The organism is Sedimenticola hydrogenitrophicus (assembly GCF_029017505.1).
GTDB lineage: Bacteria > Pseudomonadota > Gammaproteobacteria > Chromatiales > Chromatiaceae > Sedimenticola > Sedimenticola hydrogenitrophicus_A.
In genome coordinates this window covers 1-21997 of record NZ_JAQGEI010000055.1, presented here as the reverse complement: position 1 = coordinate 21997, position 21997 = coordinate 1, and the positions used below count along the sequence as shown (strand labels likewise).

The 21997-nt window shown below is 60.0% G+C and carries 20 protein-coding genes and 1 tRNA gene; 18 read left to right on the top strand and 3 right to left on the bottom strand.

Going from position 1 to position 21997, the window contains the following annotated elements:
- Positions 1–516 precede the first annotated feature (516 nt).
- From rimP to pnp, 7 genes are all read left to right on the top strand, one after another.
- Positions 517–975 (top strand): ribosome maturation factor RimP, encoded by a 459-nt coding sequence (rimP, locus tag O9K64_RS22275; RefSeq protein WP_275100321.1) that lies wholly within the window; start codon positions 517–519, stop codon positions 973–975.
- A gap of 14 nt (positions 976–989) precedes the next feature.
- A complete protein-coding gene (gene nusA, locus O9K64_RS22270; protein ID WP_275100320.1) occupies positions 990–2492 on the top strand; it encodes a transcription termination factor NusA in 1503 nt (500 codons plus the stop codon).
- Between the two features lie 21 nt (positions 2493–2513).
- Positions 2514–5189: a translation initiation factor IF-2 gene (infB, locus tag O9K64_RS22265; protein WP_275100319.1), complete on the top strand. Its 2676-nt coding sequence runs from the start codon at positions 2514–2516 to the stop codon at positions 5187–5189.
- 12 nt (positions 5190–5201) lie between these two features.
- Entirely contained in the window at positions 5202–5582 is a 381-nt protein-coding gene (rbfA, locus tag O9K64_RS22260) for a 30S ribosome-binding factor RbfA (RefSeq protein WP_275100318.1), read from the top strand.
- On the top strand, positions 5582–6496 hold the full coding sequence (gene truB, locus O9K64_RS22255; RefSeq protein WP_275100317.1) for a tRNA pseudouridine(55) synthase TruB: 915 nt from the start codon (positions 5582–5584) through the stop codon (positions 6494–6496). The genes rbfA and truB overlap by 1 nt, the downstream gene beginning before the upstream one ends.
- A 197-nt stretch (positions 6497–6693) precedes the next feature.
- On the top strand, positions 6694–6963 hold the full coding sequence (gene rpsO / locus O9K64_RS22250; protein ID WP_275100316.1) for a 30S ribosomal protein S15: 270 nt from the start codon (positions 6694–6696) through the stop codon (positions 6961–6963).
- A gap of 29 nt (positions 6964–6992) precedes the next feature.
- Entirely contained in the window at positions 6993–9089 is a 2097-nt protein-coding gene (pnp, locus tag O9K64_RS22245; RefSeq protein WP_420493187.1) for a polyribonucleotide nucleotidyltransferase, read from the top strand.
- Positions 9090–9252: 163 nt separating this feature from the next.
- Here pnp and O9K64_RS22240 read toward each other — a convergent pair whose 3' ends face one another.
- Positions 9253–11067, bottom strand: coding sequence for an ABC transporter ATP-binding protein (locus O9K64_RS22240; RefSeq protein WP_275100314.1), 1815 nt, complete (start codon positions 11065–11067; stop codon positions 9253–9255).
- A gap of 215 nt (positions 11068–11282) precedes the next feature.
- Between O9K64_RS22240 and O9K64_RS22235 the strand changes: the two genes are divergently transcribed.
- The 4 genes from O9K64_RS22235 (at position 11283) to O9K64_RS22220 (ending at position 16395) form a co-directional block, all read left to right on the top strand.
- Positions 11283–12110: a M23 family metallopeptidase gene (locus O9K64_RS22235; RefSeq protein ID WP_275100313.1), complete on the top strand. Its 828-nt coding sequence runs from the start codon at positions 11283–11285 to the stop codon at positions 12108–12110.
- Positions 12111–12325: 215 nt separating this feature from the next.
- A complete protein-coding gene (locus O9K64_RS22230; RefSeq protein WP_275100312.1) occupies positions 12326–13666 on the top strand; it encodes a TolC family outer membrane protein in 1341 nt (446 codons plus the stop codon).
- A gap of 78 nt (positions 13667–13744) precedes the next feature.
- Positions 13745–14869 (top strand): chorismate synthase, encoded by a 1125-nt coding sequence (aroC, locus tag O9K64_RS22225; RefSeq protein ID WP_275100311.1) that lies wholly within the window; start codon positions 13745–13747, stop codon positions 14867–14869.
- Between the two features lie 377 nt (positions 14870–15246).
- Positions 15247–16395 (top strand): MFS transporter, encoded by a 1149-nt coding sequence (locus O9K64_RS22220; RefSeq protein ID WP_275100310.1) that lies wholly within the window; start codon positions 15247–15249, stop codon positions 16393–16395.
- A gap of 258 nt (positions 16396–16653) precedes the next feature.
- On the opposite strand, the gene O9K64_RS22215 is transcribed toward O9K64_RS22220, so the two are convergent.
- On the bottom strand, positions 16654–17520 hold the full coding sequence (locus O9K64_RS22215) for an alpha/beta fold hydrolase (protein ID WP_275100309.1): 867 nt from the start codon (positions 17518–17520) through the stop codon (positions 16654–16656).
- A gap of 285 nt (positions 17521–17805) precedes the next feature.
- Here O9K64_RS22215 and O9K64_RS22210 point away from each other — a divergent pair, with 285 nt between their 5' ends.
- Positions 17806–18084: a type II toxin-antitoxin system RelE/ParE family toxin gene (locus O9K64_RS22210; RefSeq protein WP_275100308.1), complete on the top strand. Its 279-nt coding sequence runs from the start codon at positions 17806–17808 to the stop codon at positions 18082–18084.
- Between the two features lie 9 nt (positions 18085–18093).
- A complete protein-coding gene (locus O9K64_RS22205; RefSeq protein ID WP_260295519.1) occupies positions 18094–18381 on the top strand; it encodes a HigA family addiction module antitoxin in 288 nt (95 codons plus the stop codon).
- Between the two features lie 218 nt (positions 18382–18599).
- On the opposite strand, the gene O9K64_RS22200 is transcribed toward O9K64_RS22205, so the two are convergent.
- Positions 18600–18675 (bottom strand) — tRNA-Ala (locus O9K64_RS22200).
- Between the two features lie 600 nt (positions 18676–19275).
- Here O9K64_RS22200 and O9K64_RS22195 point away from each other — a divergent pair.
- From O9K64_RS22195 to O9K64_RS22175, 5 genes are all read left to right on the top strand, one after another.
- The gene (locus tag O9K64_RS22195) at positions 19276–20133 is read left to right on the top strand and encodes a hypothetical protein (protein WP_275100307.1); all 858 of its coding nucleotides are present in this window, start codon (positions 19276–19278) and stop codon (positions 20131–20133) included.
- 257 nt (positions 20134–20390) lie between these two features.
- Positions 20391–20870, top strand: coding sequence for a GNAT family N-acetyltransferase (locus tag O9K64_RS22190; protein ID WP_335342342.1), 480 nt, complete (start codon positions 20391–20393; stop codon positions 20868–20870).
- Positions 20871–20923: 53 nt separating this feature from the next.
- Positions 20924–21112, top strand: coding sequence for a hypothetical protein (locus tag O9K64_RS22185; RefSeq protein WP_275100306.1), 189 nt, complete (start codon positions 20924–20926; stop codon positions 21110–21112).
- Positions 21109–21396 (top strand): type II toxin-antitoxin system RelE/ParE family toxin, encoded by a 288-nt coding sequence (locus tag O9K64_RS22180; protein ID WP_275100305.1) that lies wholly within the window; start codon positions 21109–21111, stop codon positions 21394–21396. The genes O9K64_RS22185 and O9K64_RS22180 overlap by 4 nt, the downstream gene beginning before the upstream one ends.
- 71 nt (positions 21397–21467) lie before the next feature.
- Positions 21468–21995 carry an REP-associated tyrosine transposase gene (locus O9K64_RS22175; protein ID WP_275100304.1) on the top strand — a complete coding sequence of 176 codons (528 nt, stop codon included), beginning with the start codon at positions 21468–21470 and terminating at the stop codon, positions 21993–21995.
- Positions 21996–21997 lie beyond the last annotated feature (2 nt).

The window sequence follows — 21997 nt, the reverse complement described above, 5'->3', positions numbered from 1 at the left end:
AATCCTGCCCCCGCCACCAAGATCGGCCAACAAGGCAGGCTAATCACTTACAGATCGGGTGAGTAGTTACCCTGCGACATCAAAATAGAACCGTAGGGTGGGTTAGCGGCGCACAGGCACGACACTTCCAGTCCGGGACGCCGCCCGGGCGCCGCGTAACCCACCGAGTCCCCGACCGCGAAACGGCGGGTTACGGCGCACACGGTGCAATGCAAACGGCCACCCCCTGCGCGGGGCGCGCCTAACCCACCCTGCAAAATCAGGTGCCTGCGCGATGACGCATGAGATTGAGTTGCACCCGGTTGCGCTTGATTGATTGCATCACGGATATCTCGCAGGTATAATTAGCGGGATTCGGTAGCCGCCATGGCGGTTAGCAGTGAAAAGTCAGTAAATTCATTGCGTTAAGAAGGACCCCGTTTGGGGTTTTTTTATTGGTGTCGCCGGCCAAAAGGCCGGTTACCCGTATTCTTGGGCCAATGGCCCTTTTTTTGTTTCTGGTTTTTGTCTACGAGTATGGCTGGCGCATCGGAAAGTTTGATCGAGATTGTCCGGGGGGCGGTAGAACCCCTTGGCTATGAGCTGGTGGGCGTGGAGTACCTGAGTCAGGGAAGGGGCGGTTCGCTGCTGCGCATCTATATTGATCATGAAAACGGGATCGGCGTGGATGATTGCGCGGCGGTAAGCCATCAGGTGAGCGGCGTACTGGATGTTGAAGATCCGATCAAGGAGAACTACAGTCTTGAAGTTTCTTCGCCGGGTCTGGACAGGCCACTGTTTTTTGAAAAGGATTACGTGCGTTTTGCCGGCCAGAGAATCAATGTCCGGTTACGCACGAAGCTGCACGACAGACGACGCTTTGAAGGTGTCCTGAAGGGTGTGCAGGATGGCAATGTCCTGGTGGAAATGGACGGTGAAGAAACCGCCCTGCCGCTGGATTTGATTGATAGAGCGCGATTAGTGCCTGAATTTTGATTGGGTTGAGACAGATGAATAAAGAGATTCTGCTTGTCGTTGATGTCGTGTCCAACGAAAAGGATATTGAGAAAGAGATCATTTTCGAGGCGATCGAGTACGCACTCGCTTCCGCCACCCGCAAAAAGCACGGTGGCGATATTGGCGTGCGTGTAGCGGTGGATCGTGTCACTGGAGACTACTCCAGCTTCCGTCGCTGGGAAGTGATTGAGGCGGTGGAAGAGGGCGAAGAGCTGAATCCTGAGAGGGATATCCTGCTCGATGAGGCGCGTAAGGCCGATCCCGAAATCCAGGTGGGTGATTATATTGAAGAGCCGATGGAATCCATCGCCTTTGGCCGCATCGCCGCACAAACCGCCAAGCAGGTGATTGTGCAGAAAGTGCGTGAGGCGGAACGGGCCAAGGTGGTCGAGGCGTATCAGGAGCGCATCGGCGATCTGGTGACCGGTATCGTCAAACGGGTGGATCGCGGCAATGTGACGCTGGATCTCGGCGGCAACGCCGAGGCGATTGTGATGCGTGATCAGATGATCCCCCGTGAGCCGGTACGCACCGGCGACCGGGTCAGGGGTTACCTCTATGATGTGCGCGCGGAGCAGCGTGGTCCACAGCTGTTCGTCAGCCGTAGCCGTCCGGAACTGCTGATCGAGCTGTTCAAGCTGGAGGTGCCGGAGGTCGGCGAAGGGCTGATCGAGATCAAGGGCGCGGCACGCGATCCGGGTCTGCGGGCCAAGATCGCGGTCAAGACCAATGACCCGCGGATCGATCCGGTCGGCGCCTGTGTCGGCATGCGCGGCTCGCGCGTGCAGGCCATCTCCAATGAGCTCAATGGCGAGCGGGTGGATATCATCCTCTGGAACGATAATCCCGCCCAGTTCGTGATCAACGCCATGTCCCCGGCTGACGTCGCCTCCATTGTGGTGGACGAGGATTCCGGCAGCATGACCGTGGCGGTCAGCGAAGACAACCTCTCCCAGGCCATCGGTCGCGGCGGACAGAACGTACGGCTCGCCAGTGAACTGACGGGCTGGGAGCTGAATGTCATGAACGAGGCGGACGCCGAGGCCCAGAGCGAGGCCGAGGTGCGCGAGTTTGTGGAAAACTTCATGAAGCAGCTGGATGTGGATGAAGAAGTGGCCATGATCCTGGTACAGGAAGGCTTCACCACCCTGGATGAGGTGGCCTATGTGCCGATCAGTGAAATGCTGGAGATTGAAGAGTTCGACAAGGAGATCGTCGACGCCCTGCGTGACCGCGCCAAGGAGATTCTGCTGACCCAGGCCATTGCCAAGGAAGAGGCGATGGGTGAGGGGCCGGCGGAAGACCTGCTGGGCATGGACGGGATGGATTCGAACCTGGCCTATGAACTGGCGAGCCGGGGGATAATTACCATGGAAGATCTGGCTGAACAGTCGGTTGATGAATTAATGGTTATTGATGGTATGAACGAGGAGAAGGCGGCGCAGTTGATCATGGCTGCTCGCGCTCCCTGGTTCGCGGATGAGCAGCAGAGCTAAGGTTGCCGGAGGTAATATCCTATGAGTGATGTAACGGTAAGGCAGCTCGCGAAAGATGTCGGTATTGCGGAAGATCGCCTGCTTAGCCAGCTTAAAGATGCTGGGGTAATGAAAAACGACGCGGATGACCTGATCAGTGTCGACGAAAAGGCGCAACTGTTGGGGCATCTGCGGGAGAGCCATGGCAAGAAGGATGATGACTCCACTGCCGGCGGCCCCCGTAAAATCACCCTGAAGCGTAAGACGGTCAGCGAGCTGCAGCAGCCGGCGGCCGGCGGTCGCGGGCCTGGCGGCAGAGGGACTGCCAGAGTCGTGGGCAAGACCGTAAGCGTGGAGGTCCGGCGCAAGCGCACCTACGTCAAGCGCGGCTCGGCCAGCGAAGACGAGAAGACCCTGCAGGATGCCGAGGCGGCACGCAAGGCGCTGGACGAACAGGCAACGAAACGGCAGCAGATCGCCGCTGAAGATCAGGCCCGGCGTGACGCCGAAGAGGCGCTGAGACGGGCGGAGCTGGATAAGTCCAAGGAAGAAGAGAACAAGCGACTCGCGGAAGAGGCGCGCCTGCGGGAAGAGGAAGAACAACAGCGGCAGGCGGAGCGGGAGGTGGCACGCCTGCTGGAAGCGCAGGAGCGCACCGAACACGAACCCCTGGAAGGCGGCAAGCACAAGCCCGAGGCGGAAGAGCAAGTTGCCGTGCCCATCGAGCCGGAGGTCACCCCGCTACCCGAGGTTGAAGAGCGTCCCGCCAAGCGCGCTGCGCATAAGAAAGAGACCCGCACTCATGCTGTGCGTGCGCGTAGCGATGACGAAGGTGACAGCCGTAAAAAGCTCCATGTCTCCGCCGAGAAGCGGGGGCGCCGCAAAGGCAAGGCCGGACGGGGCAAGGCGGGTGCTGCCCAGGGCGATTCCCAGCACGGTTTCGTCAAACCGACGGCGCCGGTGGTGCGCGAAGTGGTGGTGCCGGAGAGCATCACCGCCGCCGAGCTGGCTTCCCAGATGTCCATCAAGGCGGCTGCGGTTATTAGGGAGCTGATGAAAATGGGCATGATGGTCACCATCAACCAGCCGCTCGATCACGATACCGCCACCCTGGTGGTGGAAGAGCTGGGCCATGTGCCGGTAACCAAGAAGGACGACAGTATCGAGGCTCAGGTGATGAGCTCGCTGGACGAGGTTCAGGGCGAGCTGGTGCATCGTGCGCCGGTTGTGACCATCATGGGACACGTCGACCACGGTAAGACCTCGCTGCTGGATTACATCCGCAGCAGCCGCGTGGCGGCCGGTGAGGCGGGTGGCATCACCCAGCACATCGGTGCCTACCATGTGGAAACCAATCGCGGCATGATCTCGTTTCTGGATACCCCGGGACACGCGGCGTTTTCCGCCATGCGCGCCCGTGGCGCCAAGGTGACGGATATCGTGGTGCTGGTGGTGGCGGCCGACGACGGCGCCAAGCCGCAGACCGTGGAGGCGATTCAGCACTCCAAGGCGGCAGGTGTGCCGATGATCATTGCCATCAATAAGATGGACAAGCCGGAGGCCAATCCGGACCGGGTCAAGCAGGAGCTGACCCAGCATGAGGTGATCCCCGAGGACTGGGGTGGCGACACCCAATTCATCGAGGTCTCCGCCAAGACCGGCGACGGCATCGACAGCCTGCTGGATGCGATCCTGCTGCAGGCGGAAGTGCTTGAGCTGACCGCGGTTGCAGACGGAGCGGCACGCGGCATCGTGGTCGAGTCCAGCCTGGACAAGGGCCGCGGCCCGGTGGCCACGGTTCTGGTCCAGTCAGGCAATCTCAAGAAAGGCGATATGCTGGTGTGCGGTCAGGAGTTTGGCCGTGTCCGTGCCCTGCTGGATGAGAATCGCCAGCCGATCGAATCGGCCGGCCCCTCGATCCCGGTCGAGGTGCTCGGGCTCTCCGGCGTACCCAATGCCGGTGATGAAGTGATCGCGGTGGCCGATGAGCGCAAGGCGCGCGAACTGGCGGCGGTGCGTCAGGAGACCAATCGTGATAACCGCCTGGCGGCGCAGAAGGCGGCCAAGCTGGACGAGTTCTTCTCCAAGATGACCGAAGGCAATGTCGGTGTCATCAACCTGATTATCAAGGCCGATGTGCAGGGCAGTGTCGAGGCGCTGCGTGAGTCGCTGCTGAAGCTGTCGACCGATGAGGTGAAGGTGAAGGTGGTGGCCTCCGCGGTGGGCGGCATCAACGAGACCGACATCAACCTGGCGGCCACCTCGGACGCCTTCGTGATCGGCTTCAACGTGCGCGCCGATGCGGCCGCGCGGCGGATGGCGGAAGATCGTGGGCTGGATATCCGTTACTACAGCATCATTTATGAAGTGATTGATGACGTGAAGAAGGCGCTGTCCGGTCTACTCTCACCCGAGGTGCGCGAGGAGATTATCGGTCTGGCCGAGGTGCGAGATGTATTCCGCTCCTCCAAGCTCGGCGCCATTGCGGGCTGCCTGGTGATCGAAGGCGCGGTCAAGCGTAACAGTCCGATCCGGGTGTTGCGCGAGAACGTGGTGATCTACGAAGGTGTGCTGGAGTCGCTGAGAAGGCTCAAGGATGACGTCAGTGAGGTGAAGGCGGGTACCGAGTGCGGTATCGGCGTGAAGAACTACAACGACGTTAAACCGGGTGATCAGATCGAAGTCTTTGAGCGTACTGAAATTGCCCGTCATCTATAAACGGACCAACTGATGGCACGCGAATTCAATAGAACCGATCGGGTGGGCGCGCAGATCCAGCGTGAGCTGGCCGAGCTGGTGCGCACCGGTTTCGACAGCCGCAAAATGGGCATGCTCACCATCCAGGCGGTGCAGGTGGTGCGGGATTTTTCCCATGCCAAGGTCTACTTCACCTTTTTCGGTGGCGAGCTGGACCAGCAGGCGGTCACCAAGGCGCTGAAACAGGCGGCGCCCCACTTGCGCCATGAGCTGGGACAGCGCATGCGCATGCGCACCGTGCCGGAACTGCATTTTGTGCACGATGAGTCGATCGAGCGCGGCAGCCGTCTCAGCTCGCTGATCGAGCAGGCGGTGAAATCGGATCATCCGGATCAGGAAGAGCGTGACGACTGATGGGACGCAGACGTCAACGGGGACGCAACGTTCAGGGTATTCTGCTGTTTGACAAGCCGCTGGGGGATAGCTCCAACAAGGCGTTGCAGAAGGTCAAGCAGCTCTATTATGCCAACAAGGCGGGACACACCGGCAGCCTCGATCCGCTGGCGACTGGGCTGTTGCCGATCTGCTTTGGCGGTGCCACCAAGGTATCGGCGTTCCTGCTGGATGCCGATAAACGCTATTGGGTGCGGGTCAAACTGGGCGAAACCACCACCACCGCGGATTCCGAAGGGGAGCTGCTGGAGCGGCGCGCTGTCGAGTCGGTGACCGCTGAACGGGTAGCGGCCGCACTGGAACAATTTCTCGGCGAAATTGAGCAGATTCCGCCCATGTACTCGGCCCTGAAACATCAGGGCGAGCGGCTCTACAAGCTGGCGCGAGAAGGCGTCGAGGTGGTGCGGGAACCCCGGCGGGTAACCATCCATGACATCCGCCTGCTCAGCTGCGAACTGCCGGAGCTGGAACTGGAGGTCCACTGCAGCAAGGGGACCTATATCCGCACCCTGGCGGAGGATATCGGTGAGGCACTGGGCTGCGGCGCCCATGTGGTGGGCCTGCGGCGTACCCAGGTTGGTCCCTTTTCCGGGGAAAACATGGTCGACCTGGCAACCCTGCAGGCGCTGGCCGGGCAGGAGGATGGTCGGGAGGCCCTGGATGCCCTGCTGCTGCCGGCGGATACCGCCCTGGCGGGTTGGCCCGAGGTGCACCTGAACAGCGACAGCACCTTCTATCTCTGCCAGGGGCAACCGGTGATCGTGCCCAAGGCGCCCACCGAGGGGCGGGTACGCATCTATGACGACAAGGACAACTTTATAGGAGTTGGTGAAATACTGGATGATGGACGGGTGGCGCCGAAGCGGATGATTTAGCCTGTTAATGGCAGAATAAGGCGTCGGCATTTGATTGCCACTCTAAAACCCATCATAATCCCCCGTTTGCAGATCCCGCGCGGCTGGCCAGGCTGTTCGGTGATCAAAAACCGCCCGCATCAGCGGGTCTAAAGTCCGTCGCCTGATCCCACTTGTCGGGCGCGGATTTCTACATTAACTACAGTGAGGAAATGAAAATGGCATTTAATGCAGAACAGAAGAAGGCGATTGTTGACGAATATGCGCAGGGTACGAACGACACCGGTTCCCCTGAGGTGCAGGTAGCCCTGTTGACCGGTCGCATCAACCAGCTCACCGAGCATTTCGCTGCCCACAAACACGATCATCACTCCCGGCGCGGACTGGTGCGCATGGTGAACTCTCGCCGCAAGCTGCTGGACTACCTGAAGTCCAAGGATGTTGAACGTTATCGCTCACTGATTTCGCGTCTCGGCCTGCGTCGTTAACCTGAACCTGAACCAAATTTGAGGACACTATTGTGACCCCTATCAAGAAAGTATTTCAGTATGGCCAACACACCGTAAGCCTGGAGACCGGGGAAATCGCCCGTCAGGCGGACGGCGCGATCATGATCGACATGGACGGTACCGTGGTGCAGTGCACCGTGGTCGGCTCCAAGTATGCGATGGAAGGGCGTGATTTCTTCCCGATGACCGTGGACTACCAGGAGAAGACCTACGCCGCGGGCAAGATCCCCGGCGGATTCTTCCGCCGCGAGGGTCGTCCCAGCGAGAAGGAGACGCTTACCTGTCGCCTGATCGACCGTCCGGTCCGTCCGCTGTTCCCCAAGGGCTTCACCAACGAGGTGCAGATCATCTGTACCGTGATGTCCCTGAACCCGAAGGTGGACCCGGAAATCCCGGCGCTGATCGGCGTCTCCGCGGCCCTTTCCATCTCCGGCCTGCCGTTCCAAGGACCGATTGCCGCCGCCCGCGTCGGCTACAAGGACGGCCAGTACCTGCTCAACACCGCCCACACCGGACTCAATGACGAGAGCGACCTGGACCTGGTCGTGGCGGGTACCGAGCATGCGGTGCTGATGGTCGAGTCCGAGGCGCGCGAGCTCTCCGAGGAGGTGATGCTGGGCGCGGTGCTGTTCGGTCACGAACAGATGCAGGTCGCCATCAACACCATCAAGGAACTGGCGGCGGAAGTCGGCAAGCCGATCATCGAGTACAGCGTCCCGGCAAACAATGTGGAACTGAATGAAGCGGTTGCGGCGGCAGCCGGTGAGGCCATCAAACAGGCCTATTCGGTGGCCGACAAGATGGAGCGTTATAACGGTCTGGATGCGGTAGCGGCCGCTACCGTTGCCACACTCTGCACCGGCGATGACGCCAAGTGGAGCGAAGGCGAGGTCAAGGATGCCATCGGCAAGCTGAAGAAAAAGGTGGTGCGCAGCCGGATCCTCTCCGGCGAGCCGCGTATCGACGGTCGCGACACCAAGACCGTTCGCCCGATCAGCATACGCACCGGTGTACTGCCGCGGACCCACGGCTCGGCCCTGTTCACCCGCGGTGAGACCCAGGCCCTGGTGGTGACCACGCTGGGGACCGAGCGCGATTCCCAGATCGTCGATGCACTGAACGGCACCTACCGCGAACCCTTCATGCTGCATTACAACTTCCCCCCCTTCTGTGTCGGCGAGACCGGACGGGTGGGTACCCCCAAGCGTCGCGAGATCGGTCATGGCCGGCTGGCCAAGCGCGGCGTGCTCTCCTGCATGCCGACCCTGGAGGAGTTCCCCTATTCGATCCGTGTGGTCTCCGAGATCACCGAGTCCAACGGCTCCAGCTCCATGGCCTCGGTCTGCGGCACCAGCCTGGCGCTGATGGATGCCGGCGTGCCGATCAAGGCACCGGTGGCCGGTGTGGCCATGGGCCTGATCAAGGAGGAAGATGCCTTCGCCGTGCTGACCGATATCCTCGGTGACGAGGATCACCTGGGCGACATGGACTTCAAGGTGGCCGGTACCGCTAACGGTATCAATGCCCTGCAGATGGATATCAAGATCGACGGCATCACCAGGCAGATCATGGAGATCGCCCTGGGTCAGGCCAAAGATGGCCGCATGACTATCCTGGCGGAGATGAACAAGGCGATCGAGACCCATCGCGAAGAGATGTCCGAGCACGCCCCGCGCATCATCACCATCAAGATCGATCCGGACAAGATCCGTGACGTGATCGGCAAGGGCGGCACCACGATCCGTTCCATCACCGAAGAGACCGGTGCCACCATCGACGTCAGCGACGACGGCATGGTGAAGATCTTCTCCGTCGACAAGGCCGCCGGTGAGGATGCCAAGAAGCGTATCGAGCTGATCACCGCCGACGTGGAAGTGGGTGCCATCTATGAAGGCAAGGTCGTACGCCTGATGGACTTCGGTGCCTTCGTCACCATCCTGCCGGGACGTGATGGCCTGGTGCACATCTCGCAGATCTGTGAAGAGCGGGTCGAGCGGGTGAGCGACAAGCTCTCCGAAGGCGATGTGGTCAAGGTGAAAGTGCTGGAGGTGGACAAGCAGGGCCGCGTCCGTCTCAGCATGAAAGCGGTGGAAGAGGGCGAGTAATCCCCGGCGACCAACGCTGACAAAGGCAGTATCAAGGGGGGCTTCGGCCCCCTTTTTCGCGTCTGGTATCGGCGTACGGGATCGGAGTCAAGCCGCCCGGATCAGGGAGGATTTTCCGCCGTCGGTGGGCGGCTTGACTCCGTCCGGCCCCTTACCAGGATGCTCACACCTCCTGGCGTCCGTACAGCGAGGCGTAGAGGCCCTGGTTGCTCATCAGCTCCTCGTGGCTGCCCTGCTCGATAATCCTGCCGTTTTCCACCACCAGCGCCCGGTCGGCCTGTTTTACCGCGCTCAGCCGGTGGGCGATGATCAGGGTGGTGCGGCCCTTGAGGAACTCCCGCAGCGCCTCGTGCAGATGCTGCTCCGTGGTGGTGTCGAGGGCCGAGGTGGCCTCGTCCAGGATCACCAGCTTGGGATCGGTGAGCACCATACGGGCGATCGCCAGGCGTTGCCGCTGGCCGCCGGAGAGGCGGATGCCGTCGCGTCCCACCAGGGTGTCCAGGCCGTCCTTCAGCTCGTGGATAGTCTCGTCCAGTTGGGCGATCTTCAGCGCCTGCCACAGCTTCTCGTCGCTGCAGGGCTTGCCCAGGGTGAGGTTGATACGCACGCTATCGTTGAATAGGGCCGGCTGCTGCAGCACCGTGGCGACATGCTCGCGCACCCGGGACATGCCGATCTCGGTCACCGGAACGCCGTTGAAATAGATGGCGCCGGATTCCGGCGGGTAGAGCCCGAGGATGATCTGCACCAGAGTGGTCTTGCCGCCGCCGCTGGCCCCCACCAGCGCCACCTTCTCGCCGGCCTGGATGGTGAGCGAGAGGTTGTCCAGCACCAGCGGACCGTCGCCATAGCGGAAACAGATCTGCTCCAGCCGCAGGTCGGTGGTGGTCTTGCCGCGAAACGGATCCCGGGTTTGGGGAAAGCGGGGCTCCAGGTCCATGCGGATCAGCTGATTGATCCGCTCCAGGGCCGCGTTGGCGGCGTTGTAGGAGTACTGGATGGCCAGGATCTCCTGCAGCGGCGCCATCATGAACCAGAGGTAGGCGTAGACCGCCAGCATCTGGCCGATACTGAGCCCGGAGAACAGCACCATCACCATGCTCAGGGCGCGGAAGAAGTCAAAGCCGAACAGCACGGTGGTGAACGAGAGCCGCTGGGCGGCGTCGCTTTTCCAGGTGAAGGCGGCGGAGTGCTGGCGTATCCGGTCGGCCTTGCCGATAATGCGCTGGATGTAGTGGGTCTCGCGGTTGCTGGCGCGGATCTGCTGTATCCCGTCCAGGGTTTCGGCGAGGCTCTCCTGGAACGACTGGTAGGCGCTGTTCTCGCGCCGTTTCAGCGTCTTGACCTTGTGGCCGAAAATGGTGGTGATCCAGATCACGATCGGGTTGATCAGCAGGATCACGATGGCCAGTTGCCAGTGCATCCACAGCAGCACCACGGCGGTGCCGACGATACTCAGCACGGCCACCAGGAACTTGCTGGTGGCGACCCCGAGGAAGCTGTCCACGGCGTCGATGTCGGTCACCAGGTGGGAGGCGACGGTGCCGCTGCCCAGGGTCTCGTACTCGGCCATGGAGACCCGCTCCAGCCGTTTCAGCAGACTGCGGCGGATGCGGAAGGTGACATCCTTGGAGATGACGGTGAACTGGCGCATCTGCCACACGCCCAGTATCAGCGAGGCGAGGCGCATCAGCATGGTCAGCAGCAGGATCACACCGATATAGAGCAGCGGCGAGTGCCAGGATTCGGGGAACAGCGAGTTCATCAATGGCACGCTGGGGCCCGGTTTGTCCAGCAGCACCTCGTCCACCAGTAGCGGAATCAGCAGCGGAATGGGCACCGAGATGAAGGTTCCCAGAATGGCGATGATATTGGCCTTGACCAGCTCGCTGCGGTGTTCCAATACCATACCGACCACTTCAGACCAGCTGTAGTGTCGGGTACGTATATTGCTCTCTGTCTGCCGGTTGTCTGTCATTTAATTAGGTATATCGGGAACGACCCCTGTCTTGGGCGGTCAGAAAATTCCATGTGCGCTTTTGCTTTGGCATTATTTCATGATTAACTGATGCCCTGAAGAGAATATGGAGCAGGATTTAATGCGGTACTCCAGAACACTTTATCCTCATATTGTTCAGAGTCCAGTCTCTGTCCATTGTTTCGACCCGGCATGACTGAAAACCAGACAGAAAAATGAAACTGATCCCAGCCACTCGCTATAGCCTGCCGATGCTCGCCCTACTGCTCTTCGCCTCCATGGCGAACGCCTCCCACACCCTGGAGGGCAATTACGTGCAGGGCGGCCTGCTGGTGGGGCAAACCGAACCCGGCGTGAAGGTCCGCCTGGACGATATCGAGGTGCGGGTGTCCGAGCAGGGCCACTTCGTGCTGGGCTTCGACCGCGACCAGGCGCCAGAGAGCCGGCTGCGGCTTACCTATCCCGATGGCCATAGCGAGGAGCAGACCCTGAAGATCGCCCGGCGCGAATACGATATCCAGCGCATCGACAACCTGCCCAAGCGCAAGGTGATCCCGGAGAAGATGGATCTGGAGCGGATCCGCAAGGAGTCGGCCCTGGTCAAGGCGGCGCGCAAACTGGATGATCCCCGCACCGACTACCTGAGCGGCTGGCAGTGGCCGGTGAAGGGGCGTATCTCCGGCGTCTACGGCAGTCAGCGGATACTCAACGGCCAGCCGCGCCGGCCCCATTTCGGCGTGGATGTGGCCGCCCCGGTGGGCGCCCTGGTGCGGGCGCCGGCCGACGGCTTGGTCACCCTGGCGCATCCCGACATGTTTTTCTCCGGCGGCACCCTGATCCTGGATCACGGCCAGAAGCTCTCCTCCGCGTTTCTGCACCTGAGCGAGATCCTGGTCAAGGAAGGGGAGCGCATCCGCCAGGGCGATCCCATCGCCCGGGTGGGCGCCACCGGACGGGTGACCGGTCCGCACCTGGACTGGCGCATGAATTTCCATTCGTACCAGATCGATCCGCAACTGCTGGTGCCGCCGATGGAGCAATAACGAGCATGCCCAATAATGTTCGATGGCCCATGTTTCTGGTTTCACAGCACTTGTAGGGAGGATATGCATAAGCGCATCCCCCATTAACCTGTCGGTGGTGCATGCGCAAGCTTATCCACCCTACGAATTCAGACATTTCGGCTTGCCGATACAAGCTCCGTAACTTGAGTTGATGATATAATTTCTCGATTCACGATTTTGCAGCAGGATAAGCCATGAAAAAAAGATTGTTGCCACTGTTACTGGGACCATTGCTGGGCGCCTCCGCCGCCCAGGCCGAAGACCTGATGGAGGTTTACCAACTGGCGCTGCAGAATGACCCGCAACTGCAGGCGGCCCGAGCGACCCGGGATTCCACCCTGGAGGCGAGGCCCCAGGCCAAGGCCCGGCTGCTGCCGAGTCTCAATTTCTCCAGCGGCGCCAACCTGATCCGCTCCGACCTGAACGGCTCCTCGGGGAGTAACTTCAGCTCGGGGAGCAGCTCCACCTCCAGAGACAGCGTGGACCACTTTAGCTCCGCCAGCCTGGCGCTGAACCTCTCCCAGTCGGTCTACCGCGAGGAGAACGGCATCCAGCTGGACCAGGCGGACAGGCAGATTGCCCAGGCCGAGGTGACCTTCGCGGCGGAGGAGCAGAGCCTGATCATTCGCGTCGCCCAGGCCTATTTCAACGTGCTCTCGGCCGAGGACACCCTGGAGTTCGCACGCGCGGAGAACGCCGCCATCGCCCGTCAGCTGGACCAGGCCAAGCAGCGTTTTGAGGTGGGCCTGATCGCCATCACCGACGTGCACGAGGCGCAGGCCGCCTTCGACCAGTCGCGGGCCGACCTGATCCAGGCGGAGAACGCCCTGGACAACGCCCGCGAGGCGCAGCAGGAGATCATCAAGCAGGCGGTGGGCGAGTTGGCTCCATTGGCGCCCGAGCTGCCCCTCAGTCTGCCGCAGCCGGCCAATCCGGAGCAGTGGGCGGAGACCGCCCAGACCCAGAATCTCACCCTGCAGGCTGCGGTCTACGGGGTCGATATCGCCCGCCTGAACATCGACCTGCAGGACTCGGGCGACTCCCCGACCCTGGACCTGGTCGGTTCCCACGCGCTCAACGTGAGCAGCAGCGACTCCAGCACCGATGCCCACACCACCACCATCGGGCTGCAGCTGAACCTGCCGTTCTACACCGGCGGCGCAGTCAGTTCGCGTACCCGCCAGGCCCGTTTCGACTACGAGGCGGCGCAGCAAAACCTGGACCAGCAGCGCCGCTCGGTCAACCGTACGGTGCGCGACGCCTACCGCGGCGTGCAGTCCAGTATCAGCCGGGTCGAGGCGCTCAAGGCCAGTACCATCTCCGCCGAGAGCGCCCTGGAGGCGACCCAAGCCGGCTTCGAGGTGGGTACCCGGACCATGGTGGATGTGCTCAACGCGCAACGTGACCTGTACAGCGCCCGCAACAACTACGCCCAGGTGCGTTACGACTACATCCTCAACGGCCTGCTGCTGAAACAGGCCACCGGCACCCTGACCAGCGAAGACCTGAAACAGGTCAACAGCTGGCTGCAATAGACCCGTTTCGGCCCCGTTCCGGGAAGACGCGCGGCGTCCCTCCCGGTCACCCTGGACTCCTGAACAAGCAGCAATACTATGTCTGGAAATAGCTACGGAAAACTCTTCACCGTCACCTCGTTCGGCGAGAGCCATGGCCCGGCCATCGGCTGTATCGTCGACGGCTGCCCGCCGGGACTGGCACTGAGCGAGGCCGACCTGCAGGGCGACCTGGACCGGCGCAAGCCCGGCACCTCGCGCCACACTACCCAGCGGCGCGAAGCGGACAAGGTGCAGATCCTCTCCGGGGTGTTCGAGGGCAAGACCACCGGCACGCCGATCGGCCTGATCATCCACAACACCGACCAGCGTTCCAAGGACTACACCAAGATCATGGACCGCTTCCGCCCGGGCCATGCCGACTACACCTACACCAAGAAATACGGCCTGCGCGACTACCGCGGCGGCGGCCGCTCCTCGGCCCGCGAGACCGCCATGCGGGTCGCCGCCGGGGCCATCGCCAAGAAGTACCTGCGCGAGCAGCACGGCGTGACCATCCGCGGCTATCTCGCCCAGCTGGGGCCGATCCGCATCGACAAGCTGGACTGGGGACAGGTGGAAAACAACGCCTTCTTCTGCCCGGACGCCGACAAGGTGGCCGAACTGGAGAACTACATGGACGCCCTGCGCAAGGAGGGCAACTCGGTGGGCGCGCGCATCAACGTGGTGGCCAGCGGCATCCCGGTGGGACTGGGCGAGCCGATCTTCGACCGGCTGGATGCCGATATCGCCCACGCCCTGATGAGCATCAACGCCGCCAAGGGCGTGGAGATCGGCGCCGGCTTCGACTGCGTGGCGCAGAAGGGCACCGAACACCGCGACGAGATGACCCCCGAGGGCTTCCTCAGCAACCACGCCGGCGGCATCCTCGGCGGCATCTCCAGCGGCCAGGAGATCCTCGCCAGCGTCGCCTTCAAGCCCACCTCCAGCCTGCGGCTGCCGGGGCGCAGCGTCAACCTGGCCGGGGAGCCGCTGGAGGTGGTGACCGAGGGGCGTCACGATCCCTGTGTTGGCATCCGCGCCACCCCCATCGTCGAGGCGATGCTGGCACTGGTGCTGATGGACCACCTGCTGCGCCATCGGGCGCAGAACCTGGACGTGCAGAGCGGCACACCGGATATCCCGAGCACGGTCCAGGGTCCCCCCGAGGGCGTTTCGGGCTGAAAAGGGGGCTGAGTCGCATCCAATGTAGGGTGGGTTAGGCGTGTTGTTTGCGCCGTAACCCACCAAGTTTGCCGCCAGGCACGCCTTAAACAATCGTGTTGTGTTGCTGCGCAACGCCTGGTGGGTTACGCAAAAAACGCTAACCCACCCTACATTTGAGCTTAAGTCAGTACCATTCGGGTCTGAGTCAAGTCCCACGGGACGGATCAAGGCGTCCCTTCTCCCCCAGGGAGAAGGACAGGATGAGGGGATATACAATCAACATTCATCCACCCCATCCGTCCAGCCGATACCAGGGAAAAAAGTACCAGGTCTCCAGAATCGGCGGCCCGACAACCATCCCAACCCAAAACCCATAAATCAACGAACCGACGCATATGCCGTACTGGCGCCTCTCTAGCTTCTATTTCTTCTACTTCGCTGCCCTGGGGGTGCTGGTTCCGTACTGGGGCCTCTACCTGAAGAGCCTCGATTTCAACGCCGTGGCCATCGGTCAGCTGATGGCCATCCCCATGGCCACCAAGTTCGTCGCCCCCTTTGTCTGGGGCTGGCTGGGCGACCACCTGGGGCGGCGCATGGCCATCGTGCGCCTCGGCGCGCTGCTCACCACGCTGATCTTCGTCGCCGTGTTCTGGCTGCAGGGGTTCTGGGAATTGGGCATCGCCATGCTGCTGTTCAGCTTCTTCTGGAACGCCGTGCTGCCCCAGTTCGAGGCGGTGGTGCTCAGCTACCTGGGCAAGGCGGTCGCCCGTTATGCCCAGATCCGCGTCTGGGGCTCCATCGGCTTCATCGTCACCGTGATGGTGCTCGGCGTGGCGGTGGACCTGCACGGCCCGGCGGCGGTGCTGCCGGTGCTGCTCTCCATCTACGCCCTGCTGTGGGGCGCCAGCCTGCTGGTTGCCGATCCGGCCAGCGTGCCGCACCCGGAGGAACAGCCGGGCATCCTCTCGGTGCTGCGCAAACCGGCGGTGATCGCCTTCCTGGCGGCCTGCTTCCTGCTCCAGGCCGGGCATGGCGCCTACTACGGCTTCTACTCCATCTACATGGAGGAGCTGGGCTACAGCAAGACCCTGATCGGCCAGCTCTGGGCGGTGGGGGTGGTCGCCGAGGTGCTGGTGTTCCTGGTCATGCACCGGCTGCTGCAGCACCTGGGGGCGCGCAACGTGCTGATGATCAGCCTGCTGCTGGCGGCGCTGCGCTGGTACCTGATCGGCAACTTTGCAGATTCGCTGGTGCTGCTGTTCCTCGCCCAGATCCTGCACGCTGCCAGCTTCGGCACCTTCCACGCATCGGCCATCCACCTGGTGCACCACTACTTCACCGGGCGCCACCAGGGGCGCGGCCAGGCGCTCTACAGCAGCCTCAGCTTCGGCTTCGGCGGTGCCCTGGGCACGGTGAGCAGCGGCTTCCTCTGGGAGAGCGCCGGCCCCACCACGGTGTACAACCTGTCGGTGGCCGTCTCCCTGCTGGGCCTGGCCATCGTCTGGCGCTGGGTGGTGAACGACCTCGCCGAGCCACGTCGGTAGCACGGTAGGGTGGGCACGTTTTTTGTGCCCACGCGGATGCAGCAGCCAGGGTGGGTTATCCAAGTAGGGTGGGTTAGCGGCGCACAGGCACCATACTTCCAGGCCACGACAAGGTCCAAGCGCCGCGTAACCCACCGCTCCGCGAGGCCCGTTGTCGAAGTCAGCTCCCCTAAAACCAGGGGTCGGAGTCAAGCCATCCAGAGTCCGGGATTTAGCCTATATGCCCAAATGGCTTGACTCCGACCCCGATTCAAAACCTCACCCCCCAAAAAACGCCCCAATCGCCTCCGCCACCGGCCCGGGATTTCGCATATGCAGATGGTGTCCCCCGGTCAGCCTGACCACCCGAAGCCCGGCAATCATCCGCTCGCGCGCATCCCAATTGTACTGCGCCGGGACCACCCGCTCGGCATCGCGGATAAACAGTGTCGGGGCACTGATACGCGGCAGGAACCCCTGCACCTGCTCCTCGGTGATATAGATCGGCGAGCGATACCGCAACCGCGGATCGGTGCGCCAAAACAGCCCACCTTCGTCGCGCCCGCTGTTCCGCTCCACCAGCAACCGGGCCGACGCCTCGTCCAGATCCCCGGCCTTCATCCGTGCCGCCACCATCGGCTCCAGCGACGGATAACGCCGCTGCCGCACATCGGTCGGCGCCAGGATCTGCCGCGTCGCCTCGGCCAGGTGGCTGGCGCAATCCTTCGGATCATCGCCCCAGGGCCCCAGCCCCTCGATCAACACCAGCCGCTCCACCCGCTCTGGAAAACTGGCCGCGATCAGCGACGCGATACCGGCCCCCATGGAGTGCCCGATCAGCGCGAACCGCTTCCAGCCGAGCGCGTCGGCGGCGGCCATCACATCGGCCACGAAATCGACAAAATGGTAATGCTGCCCCGGCGGCCGGTGATCCGACAGCCCGTGCCCCGGAAGATCCAGTGCCAGGATATCCAGCCCCGGCAGCCGCGCTGCCAACGGCTCGAAACTGGCCGCGTTGTCCAGCCAGCCGTGCAGGGCGATCACCCGTGGCCCTGCGCCCGCATGGAAACGCCGCGCGCCCAGTCTGATCCAGCGGGTCTCGAGTGTCAGGGATTCGGCGGAGTCAAAGTCAGCGGTTTCTTTCATTAATGCTCCTCGTCTGGTGGCGTGATGCAGGCCCGGGGCAGGGCGATTCAATGCATCCACAGTTTATCGGAAAACAGCGCTGACCATCGAAACGCACAGCGCCGAAAGGTGGACCGAAGCGATCGCTTGCTTGTGGAGAAACTGGTTCACCTTACCAAGGTTCTTTGATAACGTGTCGTGAATTACGGAATATGCGTATGGCAGGATGCCGCCCCCATCCCCATCCCCATCCTGCCTACTGCAACTCTGCGTTGACACCTGATACGACCCTGGTTACATTTGGCTATGATTAGAAGCTTCAGGCTTAAAGGGCTGGCTAATTTCTTTAAATCCGGCAGTACCGCCGGGATACAGGTGGCCCATGCCAAGCGGCTTCGTCTCATCCTCGGCAGGCTCAACGCCGCCAGCAGTACCAAGGATATGGACTTGCCAGGGCTCCGATTGCATGAGCTCACGGGCAATCGATCTGGTATCTGGTCTGTGACGGTCAGTGGCAATTGGCGCGTAACTTTCCGTTTTGATGGCGAAGACGCTGAGGTCGTGAATTACGAAGATTATCATTGAGGTGTCGCCATGTTGATGCACAACCCCCCACATCCAGGTGAAGTCATTAGAGAGCTTTGTCTTGAGCCGCTCGGGCTTTCTGTTACCGCAGCGGCCAAGGCGCTTGGCGTTAGCCGGAAGACCCTGAGCGCCATCCTTAATGGTAATGCGGGCATAAGTCCCGAAATGGCCATCCGGTTGTCTATCGCTTTTGATACATCCGCGGAGAGCTGGCTTAACCAGCAATCTCAGTACGAGCTGTGGCATGCGGAGAAGCATCGCCATGAGCTGCACGTCAAGAAATTGGTTGCTGCGTGACTACTGACCTTAATATGCCCATCATTCAATGCAGGGAGACCCCACGCCCGCATGGAAACGCCGCGCGGCCAGCTTATCCAGCGGGTTTTGAGTATCAGGGATTCGGCGGCGTCCATGGGTTTGGCTGCGAGGGGGCCAGCCGGTTGCTGAAGGACTATAAAAGGAAAAGCCCGCCCGGCAATCCTGCGCGGTTGCCGGGCGGGCCTATCTTGTTGAAGTGGTGGAGACGAGGAGGATCGAACTCCCGACCTCGGCATTGCGAACGCCGCGCTCTCCCAGCTGAGCTACGTCCCCAGACAGGCAATAGTATGCCATCTCCACTAAAAACTGCACGCCCATTTTATTGGCACCAGCATGCTTCCAACGCCAAGGCTGTATGCGGGTGTCTTACTCGTTCTGTTAGTTGCTGATTTACTGGGAATTATTGGTGTATTGGCAGGAGGTGGGGTGTGATAACCCGCTGGCTGTGCTGGTGACCCCATACCGATTGACCGCCTTGTTTCGCCAGCAATGGCGCCAGTGGCCCGAAACTGGCCGAGTTACCCCACAAGGCGAGTAGAGTGATTACCCGGGCACCGTTGTCCGGGTGAGAGCGTGGTGCCGCCGGTCCAAAGCGGAAAACGGGGCAATTACCGAAAAGGGTAGCGCCCATCTCTAGCGTAATGCCTTGTCAGGAGAGAAATTAGTTCACGTTCGCCTGGTACTTTGGTAACCTGCTGAGAATTGAGGGATTTCCTAACGGCAGGATGCTGAGCCATCATCGCGCCAGCATCCCTTCCAAGCCGATCTACCACAGGCAGGCGAGATCATGCATAGAACGATAAGTCCAGTATTGCAATTGATTGTGCGAATTTGCTGGGTAATCAAATGTTGGGCCGAATAATCAAAATGGCTATGAGTCCTGGTGAGTTTCAGCAACGGCTCGACGCAATTTCTGAGAAAGATGGCGTCCCTTATGGGCGTGCCCATATGCTCTTTGATAGCGAGGAAGAGTATGGCCACGCTGCACTGCAATATAAGGGCTATCTAGCGCTGACAGATGCGTTCAAATGCCTTTATTTGGAAACAGTCGAGATACTTAACACCCAGTGCCGCCCCAAGATCACGACTCCAATCTCCGAACATTATGCGATCTTTGTGCCACGGATTGCCCATAGTTTTCAGTCTTTGCGTGCTGCAGAGCGCACCGCCTTGCGTGGTTACCCGCTCCATGCCTACACCGTATTAAGAAATACTTTCGACAACGTTGTATTGACATCGGCAGCTGTACAAAAGATTACCGATTTTTACAGTATCGAAGGAGTCGAACCCGGTAAGGCCCCAGATTTAGCCTCTATCAAGAAAATTAGAAAAAAGGCCGAATTTGAAGCTCGCGCCAAGATGACTGGGGATCAAAGCGGGCTCAGTGCTACAACCGTTGCTGAACTAGCTAAATGGGACGCTCTATTCGATTTTGAAGTACATGGCGCACGTCTTTCATTGGCTTGGGCGCAAGATTGGATGAAGGGCGAGGCTCCTTTACCGGTTCTGCCTACCTTCGTTGAGCAGCAGTTTTCTATGTTCGTAAATCGCTACTGCGAAATTGGATGGATGGTGCTCCGCCTTATGCCATTGATTCAGCCTCAACACGCCCCTTTCCCAACGTCGTGGCAAGATAAATGGGAAATCTTGGACGACTCATTTGAGATTATGGTTCCTCTCTCACAGATCAGTGCGGGAAACCGATCGGGGCAGCCATTGTTGAATTTGTGAAAGCGAAGTTCCCGTTCAATGAAAGAACCACATTCACACTATGAGCGGCCCAACAATTCGCTCCTGCCGACGTCGGCGCAGGCGCGCCGCCGCGACAGAGCTTAGTCGTTAGCAATTAGGAAAGGTCATGTGGAATCCCTTCCGTAGGAAAAACAAGAATAACTCGGCTCAGCCGCCGAAACCGCCAGGCAACCATACCAATGGGGTCAGACTCGATTGAAATGCCAAGATAATTTACACAGGCGTTTGGCTGCGGAATGACCGATGGTAAACGAATTAAATATTCTATCCGCCCTGCCTGCAGTGCAGACTATCAGTACTGCTACAGGCTTACTAAGCGGAACATGTTTAATTTGTTCTGTCGCCATTGGGGCGGATGTGATTCGGCTGAATTTCGCAAGGGTTTCAATCCTGAAAACGTCTCCATTGTGGTCATGAATGGGCGAAGGGTTGGATATCTGAGCGTGAAACTTGATGATCAAGGCGTATACATTGAAAATATCCAGTTGTCCCGTTTCCTGCAGGGCAGGGGTACCGGTACTGAAATCCTTGTGCAACTATTAAATCGATATGGCAATGAGATTATTCGGCTTACGACATTTTCAGACAACCCCGCAAGGCGCTTGTATGAGCGGCTGGGTTTCATTATTACAGAACGCGAGGAGGGAACCCTACGAATGGCAAGATTACCCGACAAGACTAATGCAGCCGACGCAAAAAACCGCGCGGCTGATTAGCGGCGTTCGGCCAGTGATGACCTGTGTAGCATCGATTCGTGTGGAGGTGGAAGATGTCCACGATAGTCAGTAAAGAAGATGCCCATAAATTGATTGATCAGCTTCCTGCCAATGCAACATGGGATGACCTGATGCATGAAATTTATGTTCGAGAAGCGATCGAGAGAGGGCTCGAAGATAGCAAGGCTGGGAGAACAAAGGATGTTGCAGAAATCAGAAAGAAATACGGATTGCCTGAATGAAAGTTCATTGGACCGAAACGGCTGAGGCTCATTTGGATGCTATATATGCATACATCGCCTTAGACTCGGAAACCTATGCGCTAAGCGCTGTAGATCGAATTACGAAGCGATCTCAACAAATTGGTGAATTCCCATTGTCTGGTCGTAAAGTTCCAGAATATGAGCTTGATCAAATCAGGGAAGTATTCTCCGGCCCATACAGAATTATATATCACATTATGGCAGAACAAATTAATGTGGTTGCCGTGATACATGGGGCAATGAATGTGTTGCAACGTGAATAGGAATAGAAAAGCGAGTAGGATGGGTGGAGGAGGAATGACGTAACCCATCGATGCCATAGGTAAGGAAACCAATGACCGAATATCGACGTTATTTTGTCCCTGGCGGCACTTTTTTTTTCACCGTTAATCTGCTGGATCGCAACCGGCGACTGTTGACAACGCACATCGATCTCTTGCGCCAGGCCTTTTCACAAACCCAGAGCGAACACCCCTTTCGGGTAGATGCGATCGTGGTGTTGCCGGATCACCTGCACACCTTCTGGTCGCTGCCGCCGTGGGAGTTTGATTTTTCCACTCGCTGGCGAAAAATCAAGGCCCGGTTTTCGCGCGGTCTGCCCAATACCGAGCGTATTTCACAAAGCCGGCAAATCAAGGGTGAACGGGGTATCTGGCAGCGGCGTTATTGGGAGCACGCGATCCGGGATGAACGGGATTATCGGACGCATGTGGATTACATTCATTTCAATCCGGTGAAACATCGGCATTGTCTTCGGGTAGGCGACTGGCCGTTTTCATCGTTTAATCGGTTTGTGCAGGCAGGGATATACCCGGCGGATTGGGCGGGCGGTTCGGGATTTGAAGGGCGCTTCGGAGAATGAAC

Excerpts from the sequence above, each read along its gene's own strand:
- rimP (WP_275100321.1), top strand. The coding sequence starts at position 517 with ATGGCTGGCGCATCGGAAAGTTTGATCGAGATTGTCCGGGGGGCGGTA.
- nusA (WP_275100320.1), top strand. The coding sequence starts at position 990 with ATGAATAAAGAGATTCTGCTTGTCGTTGATGTCGTGTCCAACGAAAAG.
- infB (WP_275100319.1), top strand. The coding sequence starts at position 2,514 with ATGAGTGATGTAACGGTAAGGCAGCTCGCGAAAGATGTCGGTATTGCG.
- rbfA (WP_275100318.1), top strand. The coding sequence starts at position 5,202 with ATGGCACGCGAATTCAATAGAACCGATCGGGTGGGCGCGCAGATCCAG.
- truB (WP_275100317.1), top strand. The coding sequence starts at position 5,582 with ATGGGACGCAGACGTCAACGGGGACGCAACGTTCAGGGTATTCTGCTG.
- rpsO (WP_275100316.1), top strand. The coding sequence starts at position 6,694 with ATGGCATTTAATGCAGAACAGAAGAAGGCGATTGTTGACGAATATGCG.
- O9K64_RS22240 (WP_275100314.1), bottom strand. The coding sequence starts at position 11,067 with ATGACAGACAACCGGCAGACAGAGAGCAATATACGTACCCGACACTAC.
- O9K64_RS22235 (WP_275100313.1), top strand. The coding sequence starts at position 11,283 with ATGAAACTGATCCCAGCCACTCGCTATAGCCTGCCGATGCTCGCCCTA.
- O9K64_RS22230 (WP_275100312.1), top strand. The coding sequence starts at position 12,326 with ATGAAAAAAAGATTGTTGCCACTGTTACTGGGACCATTGCTGGGCGCC.
- aroC (WP_275100311.1), top strand. The coding sequence starts at position 13,745 with ATGTCTGGAAATAGCTACGGAAAACTCTTCACCGTCACCTCGTTCGGC.
- O9K64_RS22220 (WP_275100310.1), top strand. The coding sequence starts at position 15,247 with ATGCCGTACTGGCGCCTCTCTAGCTTCTATTTCTTCTACTTCGCTGCC.
- O9K64_RS22215 (WP_275100309.1), bottom strand. The coding sequence starts at position 17,520 with ATGAAAGAAACCGCTGACTTTGACTCCGCCGAATCCCTGACACTCGAG.
- O9K64_RS22210 (WP_275100308.1), top strand. The coding sequence starts at position 17,806 with ATGATTAGAAGCTTCAGGCTTAAAGGGCTGGCTAATTTCTTTAAATCC.
- O9K64_RS22205 (WP_260295519.1), top strand. The coding sequence starts at position 18,094 with ATGTTGATGCACAACCCCCCACATCCAGGTGAAGTCATTAGAGAGCTT.
- O9K64_RS22195 (WP_275100307.1), top strand. The coding sequence starts at position 19,276 with ATGAGTCCTGGTGAGTTTCAGCAACGGCTCGACGCAATTTCTGAGAAA.
- O9K64_RS22190 (WP_335342342.1), top strand. The coding sequence starts at position 20,391 with ATGACCGATGGTAAACGAATTAAATATTCTATCCGCCCTGCCTGCAGT.
- O9K64_RS22185 (WP_275100306.1), top strand. The coding sequence starts at position 20,924 with ATGTCCACGATAGTCAGTAAAGAAGATGCCCATAAATTGATTGATCAG.
- O9K64_RS22180 (WP_275100305.1), top strand. The coding sequence starts at position 21,109 with ATGAAAGTTCATTGGACCGAAACGGCTGAGGCTCATTTGGATGCTATA.
- O9K64_RS22175 (WP_275100304.1), top strand. The coding sequence starts at position 21,468 with ATGACCGAATATCGACGTTATTTTGTCCCTGGCGGCACTTTTTTTTTC.